The sequence below is a fragment of the Halorussus lipolyticus genome, assembly GCF_029338375.1.
GTDB lineage: Archaea > Halobacteriota > Halobacteria > Halobacteriales > Haladaptataceae > Halorussus > Halorussus lipolyticus.
The window spans coordinates 1348936-1364569 of sequence record NZ_CP119804.1; the positions used below are offsets into that span (position 1 = coordinate 1348936).

The following is a 15634-nucleotide window of genomic DNA, read 5'->3' on the forward strand; positions in this document are numbered from 1 at the left end:
GTGGGCCGTAATTTGCGAGGGAAGAACGCTCCGAAGCGGTCTTCCTGCACTCGTTTTTAACGTGGCAAAGCCACGCTGTGTAACGTGGGAAACCCACGCAGAGTGCGAGGGAAGGGATTCGAACCCTTGGACCACGGGAAGACGGTCCTGCTCAGTCGCTACGCTCCCTCCGCGGGCATGCGACTTCCCTGCCCTGCTTCGCTCCGCTCAGCAGGACCCTACGGGAGCGAATCTTGAGTCCGCCGCCGTTGCAGTAGCTACGAGGACAGTATTTCGAGGAATGTTGCGAGGGCCCGCGTGGGCCGTAATTTGCGAGGGAAGAACGCTCCGAAGCGGTCTTCCTGCACTCGTTTTTAACGTGGCAAAGCCACGCAGAGTGCGAGGGAAGGGATTCGAACCCTTGGACCCCTACGGGAGCGGATCTTGAGTCCGCCGCCGTTGGCCAGGCTTGGCTACCCTCGCACGCGCTTGCTTCCAATCGGGGTTCTCGCCTGACGTTTCTCCCTAAAGAGGTGGGTATATAAACCTCCTACGGTGTGTCGTCGCCGACCGGTTCGACCCCGGTGAACTCGAACCGGGTCCCGCCCTCGTCGCTCTCGGTGACGAGGAGGCCCCAGTCGTAGGTGTCCGCGATTTGCCCGACGAAGGTGAGACCGAGGCCGATGCCGTCGTCGTCGGTGGTGTATCCGGCCTCGAAGACCCGTTCGCGCTCGGTCTCGGGGATGCCCGGCCCGTCGTCGGCGACGTAGAAGCCGTCCGGGAGGTCACCCACCCAAACGGTCACGTCCGAGTGACCGTGTTCCGCCGAGTTGGAGAACAGGTTTTCGAGGAGATGCCGGACGTGTACCGGGTCGCTTTCGACGGTGCGGTCGGTTTCGACCACGAGTCGGGCGTCCGGCGCGGTCACGTCGGCCCACGCCTCGCCGGCGGCGTCGGCCAGCGCGACTGGTTCTCGCTCGCCGGACGAGTCGGTGTCACGAGCGATAACGAGGAGAACGTCTATCAACTCCTCGATGCGGTCGAGCGCGGTGGCAACCTCGCGGGCGGCGTCGTCGTCGCCCTCAGCGGCCCGCGAGTGGTAGATTTGCGCGATAGCCAGCGGATTGCGGAGTTCGTGGGCCAACATCCCGGCGAACGATTCGAGACGGTCGCGCTGGCGCTCTCGTTCGAGTTCGGCACTCACCCAGTTGCTGAGCAGTTCCACGAACGTCACTTCCCACTCCGAGAAGTCGTCCTCGCGGGCTTCCGTGTCGTAGAAACAGAACGTTCCGTACACGTCTCCGCCGACCGAAACCGGCGCGCCGAGGTAACGCGAGATGCCCCACTCGGCGTTGCCCGCTCGGTCGGCGAGTTCCGGGGCGTCTTCCGCCACGTCGTCGAGGACCAGCGTCTCCTCGGTTTCGACCACGCGCTCGCAGTTGGTCGTCTCCAGCGGTACCGTGTCGCCGGGCGACAGGTCCGCGTCGTCGGGCGCGGCAATCGCCTCGAAGCGGTAGGTGTCGCCGGTGACACGAGAGAGCGTCGCGTAGTCGGTGTCCACGGTGTCTCGGACGACTTCGAGGAGCGCGTCGATTTGCTCGGACAGCGCCCGGTCGGGGTCGGCGATGACCTCGTAGGCCCGGCGGAGCGCCGCCTCGCGCCCTTCGAGTCTGTTTCGCTGAGTGACGCGCTCGGTGATGTCGCTGAAGTAGACCGACAGTCCCGTCTCGGAGGGGTAGGCCCGGACCTCGAACCACGTGTCGAGTGGCGGGTAGAACTCCTCGAACGTCACCGGCCGCTGGGTCGCCATCGCTCGTTCGTAGGCGTCTCGGAAGGTCGAGTCGGACGCTTCGGGAAACGCCTCCCAGACGACCGCCCCGAGCAGGTCGTCCTCGTCGCGTTGGAGGACCTCCTCGGCCTCTTCGTTGAGATAGGTGAATCGCCACTCGTCGTCGAGTGCGAAGACGGCGTCTGTGACTCGCTCGTGGACTTCCGACTGGGAAACGTCGTCTGGAGGGCCGTCTGAACCCCGGTCGCTCATCGGTTAGAAACAGTTCGGCGAGGAACATAAAAGTCCCACAGAACGGAACCAGAGCCGACGAACCGACAACGCTTTTTCTGCGACAACCGACGACGAAAACATGACCGAAGACGCCGACGAGCGCCTCGCAGTCGCCGAGAGCGCCGCGAAAGCCGGAAGCGAGGTCGCTGGCCGGAGTTTCAAGCAGGGAATCGAAGTCGAGACCAAATCCGAGAAGACCGACGTCGTGACCGAGGCCGACCGCGCGACCCAGCGCCGAGTCATCGAGGTCATCCGCGACGAGTACCCCGAGGACGCAATCGTCGGCGAGGAGGAAGACGAACTCAAGGAAGTCCCCGACGAGGGCGATGCGTGGGTCATCGACCCCATCGACGGGACGAACAACTACGTCAGGTCGATTCCGGTGTGGACGACCAGCGTGGCGGCGGTCCGGGACGGCGAACCGATTGCGGCGGTCAACGACTGCCCGGCGCTCGGCGACTCGTTCGTCGCGGGACCCGATGGCGTCCGGCGTGACGACGAATCGGTCACGGTCAGCGACCGGACCGACCCCGAGACGTTCACCGTCGCGCCGACCTTCTGGTGGGGGTTCGACCGCCGCGACGAGTACAGCGCGATGTGTAGAGAACTGGTCGAGCGGTTCGCCGACATCCGGCGGTTCGGGTCGGCGCAGGTCACCCTCGGCATGGTCGCGGCCGGGTCGCTGGAGGGCACCGTGACGAACGTGGACCCTAACCCGTGGGACACTGTGGCGGGCGTCCACATGGTCCGGCAGGCGGGCGGCACCGTCACCGACCTCCACGGCGACCCGTGGCGTCACGACTCCGAGAGCCTCGTCGCTTCGAACGGTGAGGCCCACGACGAGTTGGTCGAAGCCACGAAACGTGTCGAGTGAACGGACACAGAATCACTCGGCGCTGACGAGAAGAATTCTAAGGATATATAGTCTGAAAGAATCTGATGTAGGATATGGAACTCGATGATACCGACCGTGAAATCTTAGAAGCACTGCAAGAGAACGCGAGGACGCCGTTTAGCGAAATCGCGCGCCGAATCGATATGTCGAGCGCGACAGTCCACGACCGAGTCAACCGAATGGAGGAGGCGGGCGTCATCGAGGGGTACCACGCGAAGGTAGACCCCAAGGCGCTCGATTACGGTATCTCGGCGGTCGTCGGCCTGCAAGTCGAACAGGGCCAAGAGCAGAACACCCTCGGCCGACTCGAAGACATCCCCGGCGTGCAGGAAGTCCACCTCACAACCGGTTCGTGGGACGTTCTCATGCGAGTATACGCCGAGGACGCCGACCGACTCCGCGAACTCATGTTCGAGAATATCGCCCAGATGGACGGGTTCGCCCGGTCCCAGACGATGGTTATCCTCGGCACGCCCTACGAGACCGAAGAACTGCCTATCGACGACGAGGAGATATAAGTCTGTCGTGCGGGCGACCGGGGCGAGACCGGAACCGTAAAACCGTCCGATTCCGCCTTGGGAAACATGGGTACCGCAACCGAGAGTACGGACAACGAACGCCTCTGGGGCGGCGCGGTCACGGCGATACTCGTCGCGCTCGTCGCCGGCGCGCTCGTCTTCCCGGAGCGCGTCTACTACGGATTTATCTGGCACTACTTCTGGGGGCCGGTGCTGGCAGACGCCAAGAGCGCCCAGTGTGCGGCCTACGCAGACGGGTCGGTGACGTACCTCTACGACGCCGCGGCGTGTTCGGCCGCGGCCGAACCAGTCGCTTACCCCGGATACACGCTGGTCTCGGAGGTCGGATACGCCCTCACGATGCTGTTAGCGCTGTTGGGCGTCGTGTTCATGCTCCGGCGACTCGGGGTCGGACAGGACCGCGAGTTGTTCTACGCGCTGTTCCCGTTCATGCTGTTCGGCGGCGCGCTCCGGGTGGTCGAGGACGCCTTCGACGGTCTCTCGCCCGCCGACGCCGCCATCACCTTCCCGTGGAACACGCTCATCATCAGTCCGGTCATCTACTTCACGATGTTCGCCATCACGCTGACGGCGCTGTTGGGAAGCGTCTGGCTTCACCGGTCGGACGTGACCGACACCTACCTCTACCCGCTGGCGGGAGTCGGCACCGCCCTCCTCACGACTTCGGTCGGCTATCTGACTTACCTCGCGTTCACGACCGAGTACGTCGATTTGTTCCCCCAAATATCGGTCGTCGTCCTCGTCGGCGCGACGCTCGTGACGTGGCTGACGTGGGAGGCGGTCAAGCGATACGCGCCGGAGGTCAACGAAGGCACCCGCAAGATGGGCATCGTCGTCCTCTGGGCGCACGCCGTAGACGGCGTGGCAAACGTGGTCGGCATCGACTGGGCCAAGGAGTTAGGTCTGCCCGCTGACCTCGTGCCCAAGCACCCCGTGAACCGCGCGCTCATCGGCGTCGGCGAGCAGTTCCCCGAACCAGTCGTGGACCTTATCGGCACGGCGTGGCCTTTCCTCGTGGTGAAAATCGTGGCCGCGGTGCTGGTGGTGTGGGTGTTCGACGAGCAGATTTTCGAGGAGAGTCCTCGCTACGCCATCCTGCTGTTGGTGGCCATCGTGGCGGTCGGTCTCGGCCCCGGCACGCGAGACATGCTCCGGGCGACGTTCGGCGTCTGAATCGCTCCCCTGCTCCTCTTTTCAGGTTTGCAGGCGCTCTAAGGTCGTCTCCGGGAAGTACCGGCCCCCGCAGTCCGGGCACTCCGCGACCTCCAGCGAGTCGAACGACGAGAACCCGAGCGCCTCCGCCGTGACCTCGCGGCGGGTCAGCGACGACCCGCAGACAGCGCACCCGAGGTCGTACTCCGAAGTCATCGACGTACCACCCGATACCGAGTGCTGTTCGAGAATGTCATACGTTAGCACGCACGACGGACTTCGATATAAAACCCCTGTTTATGCAACCCGGCGAAGGTCCCGGTATGTTTTCGCCTCCTACTCGTCGTTCCACGCAATCCACGCGCCGTGGGTGATAGCTGGCGAAGTGCCGACGCACCAGTCGGCGAACCACTCGAAGTGGTCCGCGAGGGCTTGGCGTTCCATGGTCGGGATTCGAGGCAGGGCAACTTAGCAGTTTGTGTATTTGACACATATGTGGAAATGGAAAGGAAACAAGGAAAATTGCGAAAGAAATAATCAGTTATCTAGAACGGTCGGGAGGGCGGTGAATAGCCGCTCCGCACCAGCAGTCGTGACGCAGGCGACGAACGCGATGGTGCCGAGTTTGCCGCCCGCCCCGGCGAAGACGGCCGCGACGGCGACGAAGACGAGGCCGCAGACGGCCCCGGCGAGACCGACGCGGGCCTCGCCGTCGAGGCGCTCGGCCGAGGACATCCCGACGAACGACGCGCAGAACGCCGCGGCGGCCAGCGTCTCGCCCGGAAGGGACGGGAGCGCCGGAAGTCCTAGACCAGCAACGAGACCCACCACCGCGGACCCGACGACCGCGCCCAGTTCGAGGCGGACGCTCAGGACGACTGCGGCGACCGCGCCCGCGACCGAAATCGGCACCACGAGGAGGGCGGTGGTCGGACCGAGCGCGCTCCCGCCAGCGTAGGTCGCGTCGGTCAGGACCGCCGTGGTCGCGCACCCGAACAGCGCGAGGGTGCCCAACTTCCCGCCGAACCCCGAAAACGCCCGCTCGGCGGCGACGAACGCGACACCCGAGACGAGGCCCGCCACCGCGAGGTAGCCCACCGAGGGGAACAGGGTCGGCGAGGCCATCCCCACGAACGACCCGCAGTAGGCCGCGACGGCGATGTCGTCGGCGAGAACGCCCGCCACCAGACCGACCAGCGCCGACGACATCACCGGGCCGAGTCCGGCGTGGACGCTCAGGAGGTAGGTGACGATGGCCGCGGCGACGACTGCCAGCGCGTCGGCGGCGTCTCCCCGGTCGAGTTCGAGGCCGTCGGGCGCGACCAGCGCCTGTTCGTGTTCGGCGACCACGGCGACTCCTCCGGCGAGGACCAATCCGACTTCCAGACCGGCGACAGGGGCCGAGACGCCGGTCGAGACCAGCGCGCGGGCGAGGAGCGCGGCGGGCGTCACCAGCAGGACGGCGTAGCCTGCGAGACGAGTCGGCGGGTACACGACTATGGGTAGTTTAGTGACTCCTGTTGTTGCTTGCGGTTCCGGAAACGTTCGGAGATGGAGTTGTCGATGGAAGAACCGAGACTTCGAAAGCCCTCGCGCGGTTCGCGGTCGCCCTTTCAGTCCGCCGGAGGACAAACCGCGTCCTCCGAGCCTGCGCTCGCTTTGCTCGCGCAGACGCCGAGGGGTGCGGCTGATTCACCGGCCGAAATCGGTCGCTGGACAGACGAACTAGAAAATCAGGGGTAGGGGTGGTGTTCCCGGTCGGGGCGGAACTCGAATCCGAGCGAGGAGGGAACCCCACGAGCGCGCTCGCCGAAGAAGGCGTCCCCGGTAAAGAGCGGTTGGGCGTCGGGAATCAGCACTCTGACCGCCTCGAACCCGAGTTGGGCCACGTCGCGGGGCGTCAGGCGGACAGCGTAGGCCGGGAGATTTTCGTCGGCGAGTCGGGAGCGGAGGGCGTCCAGTTCGGCCTCTCCGGCGAGGGCGTCGGCCGGGCCGACGCTCGCGCTCGGCACCGTCGTCTCGGGAGCGACGAACTCGCGGGCCTCCTCCGGAAAGTCGGCGTAGCGCCCGATTGCGCCCTCCGCGTCGGCGGCGTCCTGCTCGCCCATCGACCGGAGTTCCATCCAGTTCTGGAGGGCCTCGGCCAGCGCCGACTCGGCCGCGGACTCGGGGTTCAGGTCGGCGTCGGACCCGACAGCGAACCGCGGCCACTCGCCCTCGCGGTGGACTGCGACGGCGACCACCGGCACGTCCACGTCCTGCGTGACCAGTAGGGCAGTTACGTCTAAATTCTCCGCGCGTGCGCGAGACCGGAGGGTGTCGAATCGTTCGCTCTCGACCGACAGGCCGAGCGGTTCGAACGTCGAGTACCACGCCAGCATCGTCGCGTCGCGCTCGATAACCTCGTAGACGCCCGATAGCAGGGCCTCGACGGTCGAACTCCCGAGGCCGAGACCGGTCGTGATGGCCGGCTTGTACCGGGCTTCCGGCGGCGGGAACTGGACGAACTCGGCGGGCAGGTGGACCGCCTCGCCGGTCCGCAACTTCTCGCCCGCGACCCACGCGATTTCGTCGCCAGCGGGGTCGGGCCACTCGTCGGGCCGGACGAACTCCTCGGGCCGAACGACCGACGAATCCCCGACCATCGACTCCAACTCGGGCGCGCTCGCACTCTCGAAGTCCGAGGTCCGGTAGACGCCCGCGCCGTAGCGTTCCAGCGCCTCGCCGAGCGCCTTCATCAGCGCCTCGTTCCAGTCGTCGGCCACGCCCGCCGACTGCTCGGCGGCCTGCGCGTCGCTGAATCCGATGGTCTCGGAGAGATTCGCCAGATAGTACGGCGCGGGGAAGGACTCGGCCTCGCCAATCGAGGAGACCACACCGACGCGCTCGTCCACGGCCTGCTCGGCGCGCGAGAGGGTCTCCTCCAAGTCGGTGTCGCGGTACTCGCGGTCGAGGCCGGTGTCGGAGTCCGCCCCGGAGTCGTCGGCACAGACCTCACACCCCGGTACCGGCAGGACTGTGCGCTCGGCGTGGGGGACCTCGACCACGCCGCCGAGGACCGGCGACTCGCCGCCCGACAGCAAGGTCGCGGCCTCCCGTCCGGCGAGCGCGCCGGCGAAGCGCGCACTTCCGGCGTCGGAGTCCGAAGCGTCCCCGTTCTCGTTCCCGCCCTCCTCGTCAAGATTCGCCGTGACGCGGGTGCGAAGGCACTCCCAGCAGGCGGTCGCCGGCGCGAATCCCGAGACTGCGGCGTCCACGTCGGCGAGCGTGCGACCGCCGACGCCGCCGAGTTCGACCGCGAGCCACGGTGTTCCGGCCTCGCGGACTGCGAGGTCGGCCGCCGAGAACACGTCTGCGCCCGCCTCGCCCGCGACGACGGCGAAGTCGGTCGCGCCGATTCGCTCGGGGGAACACTCGACTGTTTCGGCGTTCACGTCGGCGAGCGCCGCCGCTACCGCGTCGATGGTCGGGCCGGTCCCGACGAGTCCGACGGTCGGTGAGTTCATGGCGCTACCGAGGCGGGGAGACCGGAAAAACGCGGTGCTATCGCTCGGGAGCTATCGCGCGAAGAAATCGGGAGTCGGTCGTCAGTGAAGCAGGCTCTGGGCGACGCTTGCGAGTTGGTCGGTGTCGGCGTTACGCAGGTCGTCGTTGGCCAGCTTCAGGCGCAGGCGCGGTCGTCCAACGTCGATGGGGACCTTCTCCGTGCCGATGAGGCCCATGTCCTCGAGCTTGGTCTTCGTCCGCGAGAACGTCGCCTTGCTGGCGATGCCGACGTCCTCGCCCCACTTGCTGATGTCGTACAGCAGGGCCTCGTTCTTCGCCGCGACCAGCAGGCTGATGGTAACTTCGTCCAGTCCGTCACCGTCGCCACGCGCGGTCTCCATCGACGAGAGGACCTCATCGAAGTCGTGCTGGGCGTTGCCGCTAATCTCGTCGCCGAGCGTGTCCCGGACGCGCGAGAGCGGCGGCGTGCGGAGCGAGAAGTCGTCGGCCGACTCGAACTGCGCGGAGTACGAGTTGTAGGCCTCCGAGACGAACTCGGAGTCGTCGGCCGTCAGGCCACCAACGCGGTCGTCGGCGGTGACCAGCGCGATGACGACCTCCTCGGTGACGAGCAGGGAGTTGCTCGGAACTTCGTCGGTCGTGCGAAGCGACAGCGACCCCGCGTCGATGAGGTCGGCGGCGTTACTGGCGACGATGAAGTCCTCCATCACGTCTTTGAGCGTGCCGGACTGCGCGAGCATGCGCAGTTCCGGGAGGTCGCCCTCGAACTTGGTGGCGACGTTGATTAGCTGTTCGATAGCGTCCTTCGACGGGTTGACGACGAGCATCGTCTCCGGGGCCTCGTCGAGGACGGTCCGGAGGATTTCGGCGATTTCTTGGTCGAGTAAATTCGATTCGGTCTCCATGTACCGACAAACGTTTTACCCCTACTTAATTTTAACGTTAGTAACGGGGGGAAATCACGGATTATACGACCGGTATCGGGAGTCAGTCATACAATTCTAATCCGGTATGGGTGTGGAGTTTGGGTTCCATGGAAAATTTCGGACCAATTAACCGTGTCCGACCGAAATCGAAAGACGTAACTGTGATTTTCGCCGGCTGTACCAGATTCGAGACGCCCACGAGTAGGTTTAACGTCAGATTTCTCCTGTTATTCATCCCCTGCGCTCGCATGAAAGATACGAAACAATAAAGTAGTGTTGCTGATTAACACGAATCAAGCCATGCAAGGTAAGATTCGACAGTGGTTCGCTGACAACCCGCGAGCGATGGACTACGCGTTTTCGCTGATGCTCGGTAGTTCCATCTTCTTCGAGTTGAGTATCCAAGAAGGCACAGGCAGTACGATGGGGCCGTAGAAACAGTTTGTTTATATTTCTTTACTGAGTTCCTCTGACCAGTAGAGATCGCCGTCATAAATAAGGGGCATTTTTGCCCGTTCGAGGAACGAGCGAAGTTCTGACTCGGATACTTCGACAATAGAGTCGTTTCCGTGAAGTTGTAGTTCATCGGACCCCGGCAAGTACACTTGGTAGCAACCGCCGATTTGGTCTATCGTGAGGGAGTTTATTTCTATCTCGTATTTATCATCTGTTTCTGTGAGGTAACCGAGGGACGGAATTCGGTTGTCGGCCTGCGTGAGTTGGTGGGTTCCGTCTCCGACAACCGCGTAGTCTTTCCCCATCATGATGCGGCGGCGGGCGAGTTGGATTGCGTGCGCGATGTCGTAGCCGTTGATGAGTAACTGGGCGAACGCAACACCGACCTTCGCCGCCTGTTTGTTCAAGACCTTTGTGAAGGTTACTGCACCCGCAACGCTCCCTTTCTCTATCAAATCGTGGCCTTCGTAGTACGACCCGCAGGCGTTCAAGAAGAACGTCTGGACGTTGCTCTCCTCGATGTCCGAGACCGAGAGATTTCCGTCGCGGCACCGCAGGCCGTCCTCCTCGCAGTGACCGATGTAGTGAACGAAGTCGTGAGGAGACTCGAACACGTCGGCGAGTTCGTCCTTCGGGAGATGTTCGTGAACAGTCACGTCTATCGGGAGGTCTTTCGCCCGGTTTTCGTAAATCTCGGCGGCCGTCTCGTGTTCGTCAACCATCTCCTCGTCGTTGAGAATGACGGTCACGTCGATGTCGCCGCCCTCTGGGTCGAGGTACTTGAATCGGTTCTGGTAGGCTTCGGGAACTGCTTTGAACACGTCGATGGGCACGCCGTCGGCGAGCCATCCATTCACCTTCCCCTCGTAGAGTACCGGGTCGCGCCTATCGACTGATTTGACCGGTCCGGGACCCTTCCGCGCAGTCGATACGGCCGGTCTCGGCGGATGACTCGGCGGCTTGCCTGCCCGGTAGAAGTCACCGATGGACTTGTTCAGCAGTTCGTCTTTCTCCAAGTCGGTCGATTCCGACAGGTAGACCAACCCGAGGTTGTCGAGGAAGTACGGAAGCGAAGTCGCGTTGTCCGGAATCGGGTCCACGTGCATCGCCAGATGCCACTCGGGCAGTTCGTCGTCGATGCGCTCGTAGGGCGCGTCGAGGTACGTCGCCAACTGCTCGCCGGGCGAGGACGCATAGGTGGCCTCGGCGTCGATGTCCACCCGGTCGAGGAGCGGCATCTCGGCGAGGTCCCAACTGTAGGGACCGGCGTTCCGGACGAGACAGTCGAGGAAGAACACCCGCCGGAGGAGTTTCACGACTTCGTGCTGGAAGCCCGGCAGTGGCGTGAAGGGGTACTCGACGCCAGCGTCGGGCGCTCGCAGGACCGGCGAGCGTCTGTCCTCGACGGTCATCTCGGCCTGTAGGTAGTAGGCCAGCGGACCGGCGACGAAGACGTACTCGAAGCTGTCGGGGACGACCATCTCGATGCCCGTGTCGAATTGCTCCTCGCGCACGGGGTCCGGAATCTCGGTCTGTCCACCGAGTTCGATTTTGGGCGGGTGGCCTCGGAGCGTCGGGTACGACCGGTCGGCCCCGGTCGTCTTGTGCGACGACGACGAGTAGGTGATGGCGGTGGCGATGCCCTCGGTCGTCGGGGGCACCGTAATCGTGTCCACCGGCTCCTCGTGGTGGCTTCGGAAGCCGAAGGTCACGAGGGTCCGGTCCGGAAAGGAGACGTGGAGTTCGGTGTAGTCCTCGTTCTTCGAGATGACTGCGGGACCGGAGAACCGCACGTAGGTCTTGATGTTGAGGCTGACGTTGAGGAGATACTCGTCGGCGTCAAGGTCGATGGCTTCGGCGTCGCCGCCGTGCTTGAACTCTTCGTTAGACGTGAGACTGTTGGCTTTCACGAGCGCCGGGGGAAGCCGTAGCTCCGAGACGTAGCCCGAGACCGTCTCGTCGAGCGGGCGGTCGATGTCGTAGCCCGCGTCGGTCGCTTTCCAGCCAACGGTCTCTATCGACACCTCCGTCTTCGTGCGGTCGAATACGCGCAACCCAGAATCCGTCTCCTCCCACTCAATCATGTCGGCGTTGTACAACGTGTCTCACCGGGACTTTATATTTTTGTCGCCCGGCCAGTTCCCCGCGAAAGGTAAGCTTATACTCCGGGGCGCACCGAATTTTGATATGAAGTACGACCGCGTCCGCGATGCCGACCCGGAGGTCGCAGATGCCCTCGAAGCCGAAGTAGAGCGCCAACGCGACACGCTGGCGATGATTGCCAGTGAGAATCACGTTAGCGAGGCCGTGATGGAGGCCCAAGGGAGCGTCTTCACCAACAAGTACGCCGAGGGCTACCCCGGTTCGCGCTACTACGGCGGGTGCGAGAACATCGACACCGTCGAGGAGCTAGCCATCGAGCGCGCGAAGGAACTCTGGGGCGCAGAACACGTCAACGTCCAGCCCCATTCGGGCACGCAGGCCAACATGGGCGTCTACTTCGCCATGCTCGAACCCGGCGACAAGATTCTGTCGCTCGACTTGACCCACGGCGGCCACCTCAGCCACGGCCATCACGCCAACTTCACCGGCGAACTCTACGAGGTCGAACAGTACGAGGTGAACCCCGAGACGGGCTATCTCGACTACGACGCCATCCGCGACCACGCCGAGGAGTTCGACCCGGACATCATCGTCTCGGGTTACTCCGCGTATCCCCGAGAGGTCGAGTGGGAGACGATTCAGGAGACCGCCGACGCGGTGGACGCCTACCACCTCGCCGACATCGCTCACATCACGGGTCTCGTCGCCGCCGAGGAACACCCCTCGCCGGTCGGCGTCGCCGACTTCGTGACTGGTTCGACCCACAAGACCATCCGGGCGGGCCGGGGCGGCATCATCATGTGCGACGACGAGTACGCCGACGCCATCGACTCGGCCGTGATTCCGGGGATGCAGGGCGGTCCCCTTCTGCACAACATCGCGGGGAAGGCGGTCGGATTCGAGGAGGCCCTCCAACCCGAGTTCGAGAACTACGCGGCCCAGACCACTGCCAACGCCGAGGCCCTCGGCGAGAGCCTACAGGAACACGGTTTCGAGTTGGTCTCGGGCGGCACCGACACCCACCTCGTGCTGGTGGACCTGCGGGAGTCCCATCCGGACGTGACCGGCAAGGACGCCGAGGAGGCCCTCGAAGACGTTGGCATCGTGCTGAACGCCAACACCGTGCCCGGCGAGACGCGCTCGCCCTTCGTCACCAGCGGGATTCGGGCCGGGACGCCCGCCCTCACCACTCGCGGATTCGACGAGGACGACTGTCGGTACGTCGGTGACCTCATCGCCCGCGTGGTGAACAACGTGGACGACGACGACGTGCTGGGCGAAGTCGCAGAGGACGTCCAAGAACTCTGCGAGGCCAATCCGCTCTACGAGTAAGGAGAAGCTAAAGGGTCTGAGGCGTCCTCAGGCAGTGATTGTAATCACTTTCTCGTCGGTCTGACCGTTCTCGTCAGTGACGCGCAGTTTGATGTCAAAGTCGCTTCCGTCGGCGAAGTGTTCGTAGAAGCCGGGACCAGTGAAATCGACGCCGGTCAGTCCGCTTCCGGCGGCGTTCCGCCACCACTCGTACTTCACGATGTCTCCTCGCGGCGAGGTCGAACGAGTGCCGTCAAACGTTATCTCACCGTCGCCGTTCCGAACCATGTCGATTCGGGCGGTCGGCTCGGTGACAGTCGCGTCGCTGTAGACCTTGAACGAGAACTTGCTCGTGTCGGTGTTTCCGTTGCTGTCCGTGACCTTGAGTTTGATGGTGAAGTCGCCCGCCGCGAACGACTCGGAGAACGTCTTTCCGGTTCCATCGACGCCGGTCAGACCGTTTCCAGCGGCGTTACGGTACCACTCGTACTTGGTGATGTCGCCGGTCGATTCGCTCGCGTCGAACGTAATCGACGTGCCCTCCGTGGCGGGGAGCGGGGTGGTGTTGATGACTGCGGTCGGCCCTGCGGCGGCGGCGTTCCCGGTCGCCGCAGAGGCACCAACGAGACCGACGCCCGTCGTACCCATTACTTTCAGCGTGTCTCGACGACTCCACGACGTTTCGTTTTTCTCAGACATCACTTCGGGATAAAAAGTTACTAATTATATTCTTTTTGGCTAACTATATCGCGATGGTTCCGACGTAACCGGTCGGTAATGGCTGGTTTCCGTTTCCGGGTCCGTAGTATGTTACAAGTATGTGCGTATTTCTGGCTATTCTCGGCCCGAAATAGGCACGAACCCGAGGGTTGAAGGTCCTCGGTGACCGACGTTCGGACGATGACAGAGGTAATCGACGGCAACGCCGTCGCCGAGCGAATCCGGTCGGACTTGCAGGACAGCATCGAGACGCTCGCCGACGAGGGCGTCGAAGTGGGACTCGCCACCGTGCTGATGAGCGACGACCCCGCCAGCGAGACCTACGTCTCGATGAAACAGCGCGACTGCGAGGAGGTCGGCATCGAGGGCATCCACGTCGAAATCGACCCCGAGGCCCCCGCCGAAAAACTCCACGACACCATCGAGGACCTCAACGACGACCCGGACGTTCACGGCATCCTCGTCCAGATGCCGGTCCCTGACCACGTGGACGACCGCGAAGTCCTCCGGGCAATCGACCCCGAGAAGGACGTTGACGGCTTCCACCCCGAGAACGTGGGTCGCCTCGTCGCGGGCCACGCCCGCTACCGGCCCTGCACGCCCCACGGCGTGCTGAAACTCCTCGAATCGGCGAACGTCGAAATCGAGGGCGCAGACGTGACCATCGTCGGTCGGTCGAACATCGTGGGCAAACCGCTGGCCAACCTGCTGATGCAGAAGGCCGACGACGGCAACGCGACCGTGACGGTCTGTCACTCCCGGACCGACGACCTCGAAGCGAAAACCCGACAGGCGGACATCGTAGTCGCGGCCTGCGGCGTCCCCGAGATGATAGACGGGTCGATGCTCTCCGAGGACACGACGGTCATCGACGTGGGCGTCAACCGCGTCGATGCGGACACCGACAAGGGCTACGAACTCGTCGGCGACGTGGACTACGACAGCGCCAAAGAGACGGCCAGCGCCATCACGCCGGTCCCCGGCGGCGTCGGCCCGATGACCCGCGCGATGCTCCTCTACAACACTGTGAAGGCCGCCGGTCGGCAGGAAGGCGTGGACGTTGACCTGCCGTAATCCCGATATTCGAGGCCGGATGCGGCGGTCTGTGCCTATTTGGGCGGCGAGGGGTCCCAAGACGCGCCGTCAGGACTCGCGCCACTTGTGACCGCACTCGACGCAGGTGAACAGTCGAACCTCGTAGGAGCCACCCGGCTTGGGCATCATCTCGTAGGCGGCCCGGTCGCTGTCGCAGTCGTCCGCCGGACAGGGTTCCTGCATCGTCTCGTTGGCGTCTTGGGTCGCGTCGGCCACGTCGGGTGCCCCGTCGTCCCGCTGGCCGTCTTGGGTCGTCATCTCTGCTTCCGCTTGCGAGTCCCGTGGCTCCTCGTTCCCACAGGTGCGACACACCCACGCGTCGTCCTCCGTGTGCATTATCGAACCACACTCGTCACAGAATTGCATATGTAGTAGGGATACCCGGTGTCGGATATATGTATTAACTTCCGATTCGTCAACGGTTGATGGGCAACTCGAAATAAAACCGCGCTACCGACGATGGTCAGCGTTTTTCTCGGCGATTTCGGTCGGCCTCGGCGAGACGCTCGGCCTCGTCGGTGATTCGGTCGCCCTCCTTGGCGGCGTCGGTCTGACTGGTGTAGGCGTAGGTGTGATACTGGTCGCCGGAGCCTTCCACGTCGGTTTCGCGCGACTGTCCTCGGCGCAGGCGCTTCTGGCGGACCAGCACCGCCCCAGCGAGCGAGACGACGACGAGGCCGACGAGTCGCACCAGCGTCTCGGACCCGAGGTCCGGAATCTGGGCGATTCCCAGCCACGGGACCGCCACGGGCGCGAGGAGCGCGACGACGAACAGGAGTCTCAGTCCCCACCGGAGTTTCGAGGTGCCGTCGGTCGGCATATCGAGTGGTACGTTATCAATTGACAAAAAGATTGGTCGCGGAAGCCGGGAACGGCCGAGATGCTACTG

General features: G+C 63.9%; 15 protein-coding genes and 1 tRNA gene. 6 read left to right on the forward strand and 10 right to left on the reverse strand.

The window, feature by feature from the left end:
- Window positions 1–377 precede the first annotated feature (377 nt).
- Window positions 378–462: transfer RNA gene (locus P2T57_RS06795), tRNA-Leu, on the reverse strand.
- A 67-nt stretch (window positions 463–529) separates the two neighbouring features.
- Window positions 530–2020, reverse strand: a complete 1491-nt coding sequence (locus P2T57_RS06800; protein ID WP_276301731.1) for a GAF domain-containing sensor histidine kinase — start codon at window positions 2018–2020, stop codon at window positions 530–532.
- Between the two features lie 100 nt (window positions 2021–2120).
- Here P2T57_RS06800 and P2T57_RS06805 point away from each other — a divergent pair, with 100 nt between their 5' ends.
- The 3 genes from P2T57_RS06805 (at window position 2121) to P2T57_RS06815 (ending at window position 4648) form a co-directional block, all read left to right on the forward strand.
- Window positions 2121–2915 carry an inositol monophosphatase family protein gene (locus P2T57_RS06805; protein WP_276301732.1) on the forward strand — a complete coding sequence of 265 codons (795 nt, stop codon included), beginning with the start codon at window positions 2121–2123 and terminating at the stop codon, window positions 2913–2915.
- Between the two features lie 74 nt (window positions 2916–2989).
- Window positions 2990–3454 carry an Lrp/AsnC family transcriptional regulator gene (locus tag P2T57_RS06810; RefSeq protein ID WP_276301733.1) on the forward strand — a complete coding sequence of 155 codons (465 nt, stop codon included), beginning with the start codon at window positions 2990–2992 and terminating at the stop codon, window positions 3452–3454.
- A 66-nt stretch (window positions 3455–3520) separates the two neighbouring features.
- A complete protein-coding gene (locus tag P2T57_RS06815; protein WP_276301734.1) occupies window positions 3521–4648 on the forward strand; it encodes a DUF63 family protein in 1128 nt (375 codons plus the stop codon).
- Between the two features lie 21 nt (window positions 4649–4669).
- Here the strand turns inward: P2T57_RS06815 and P2T57_RS06820 are convergent, their stop codons facing one another.
- From P2T57_RS06820 to tbsP, 4 genes are all read right to left on the reverse strand, one after another.
- Window positions 4670–4843 carry a zf-TFIIB domain-containing protein gene (locus P2T57_RS06820; protein WP_276301735.1) on the reverse strand — a complete coding sequence of 58 codons (174 nt, stop codon included), beginning with the start codon at window positions 4841–4843 and terminating at the stop codon, window positions 4670–4672.
- Window positions 4844–5164: 321 nt separating this feature from the next.
- Window positions 5165–6121, reverse strand: coding sequence for a hypothetical protein (locus tag P2T57_RS06825; RefSeq protein ID WP_276301736.1), 957 nt, complete (start codon window positions 6119–6121; stop codon window positions 5165–5167).
- Between the two features lie 239 nt (window positions 6122–6360).
- Window positions 6361–8133, reverse strand: coding sequence for a YcaO-like family protein (locus tag P2T57_RS06830; RefSeq protein ID WP_276301737.1), 1773 nt, complete (start codon window positions 8131–8133; stop codon window positions 6361–6363).
- An 81-nt stretch (window positions 8134–8214) separates the two neighbouring features.
- Window positions 8215–9039, reverse strand: a complete 825-nt coding sequence (tbsP, locus tag P2T57_RS06835; protein ID WP_276301738.1) for a transcriptional regulator TbsP — start codon at window positions 9037–9039, stop codon at window positions 8215–8217.
- A 321-nt stretch (window positions 9040–9360) separates the two neighbouring features.
- On the opposite strand from tbsP, the gene P2T57_RS06840 reads away from it, so the two are divergent.
- Window positions 9361–9495 carry a hypothetical protein gene (locus tag P2T57_RS06840; protein ID WP_276301739.1) on the forward strand — a complete coding sequence of 45 codons (135 nt, stop codon included), beginning with the start codon at window positions 9361–9363 and terminating at the stop codon, window positions 9493–9495.
- Between the two features lie 11 nt (window positions 9496–9506).
- Here the strand turns inward: P2T57_RS06840 and P2T57_RS06845 are convergent, their stop codons facing one another.
- A complete protein-coding gene (locus tag P2T57_RS06845; RefSeq protein ID WP_276301740.1) occupies window positions 9507–11600 on the reverse strand; it encodes a hypothetical protein in 2094 nt (697 codons plus the stop codon).
- A gap of 103 nt (window positions 11601–11703) precedes the next feature.
- Between P2T57_RS06845 and glyA the strand changes: the two genes are divergently transcribed.
- Window positions 11704–12951, forward strand: coding sequence for a serine hydroxymethyltransferase (gene glyA / locus P2T57_RS06850; RefSeq protein ID WP_276301741.1), 1248 nt, complete (start codon window positions 11704–11706; stop codon window positions 12949–12951).
- Between the two features lie 27 nt (window positions 12952–12978).
- On the opposite strand, the gene P2T57_RS06855 is transcribed toward glyA, so the two are convergent.
- Entirely contained in the window at window positions 12979–13629 is a 651-nt protein-coding gene (locus P2T57_RS06855) for a PKD domain-containing protein (protein ID WP_276301742.1), read from the reverse strand.
- A gap of 201 nt (window positions 13630–13830) precedes the next feature.
- On the opposite strand from P2T57_RS06855, the gene P2T57_RS06860 reads away from it, so the two are divergent.
- Window positions 13831–14724, forward strand: coding sequence for a bifunctional methylenetetrahydrofolate dehydrogenase/methenyltetrahydrofolate cyclohydrolase (locus P2T57_RS06860; RefSeq protein ID WP_276301743.1), 894 nt, complete (start codon window positions 13831–13833; stop codon window positions 14722–14724).
- A 69-nt stretch (window positions 14725–14793) separates the two neighbouring features.
- Here the strand turns inward: P2T57_RS06860 and P2T57_RS06865 are convergent, their stop codons facing one another.
- Together P2T57_RS06865 and P2T57_RS06870 are read right to left on the reverse strand one after the other, a co-directional pair.
- Window positions 14794–15111, reverse strand: coding sequence for an RPA12/RPB9/RPC11 RNA polymerase family protein (locus tag P2T57_RS06865; RefSeq protein WP_276301744.1), 318 nt, complete (start codon window positions 15109–15111; stop codon window positions 14794–14796).
- A gap of 97 nt (window positions 15112–15208) precedes the next feature.
- Window positions 15209–15565 carry a hypothetical protein gene (locus tag P2T57_RS06870; protein ID WP_276301745.1) on the reverse strand — a complete coding sequence of 119 codons (357 nt, stop codon included), beginning with the start codon at window positions 15563–15565 and terminating at the stop codon, window positions 15209–15211.
- Between the last annotated feature and the right edge of the window lie 69 nt (window positions 15566–15634).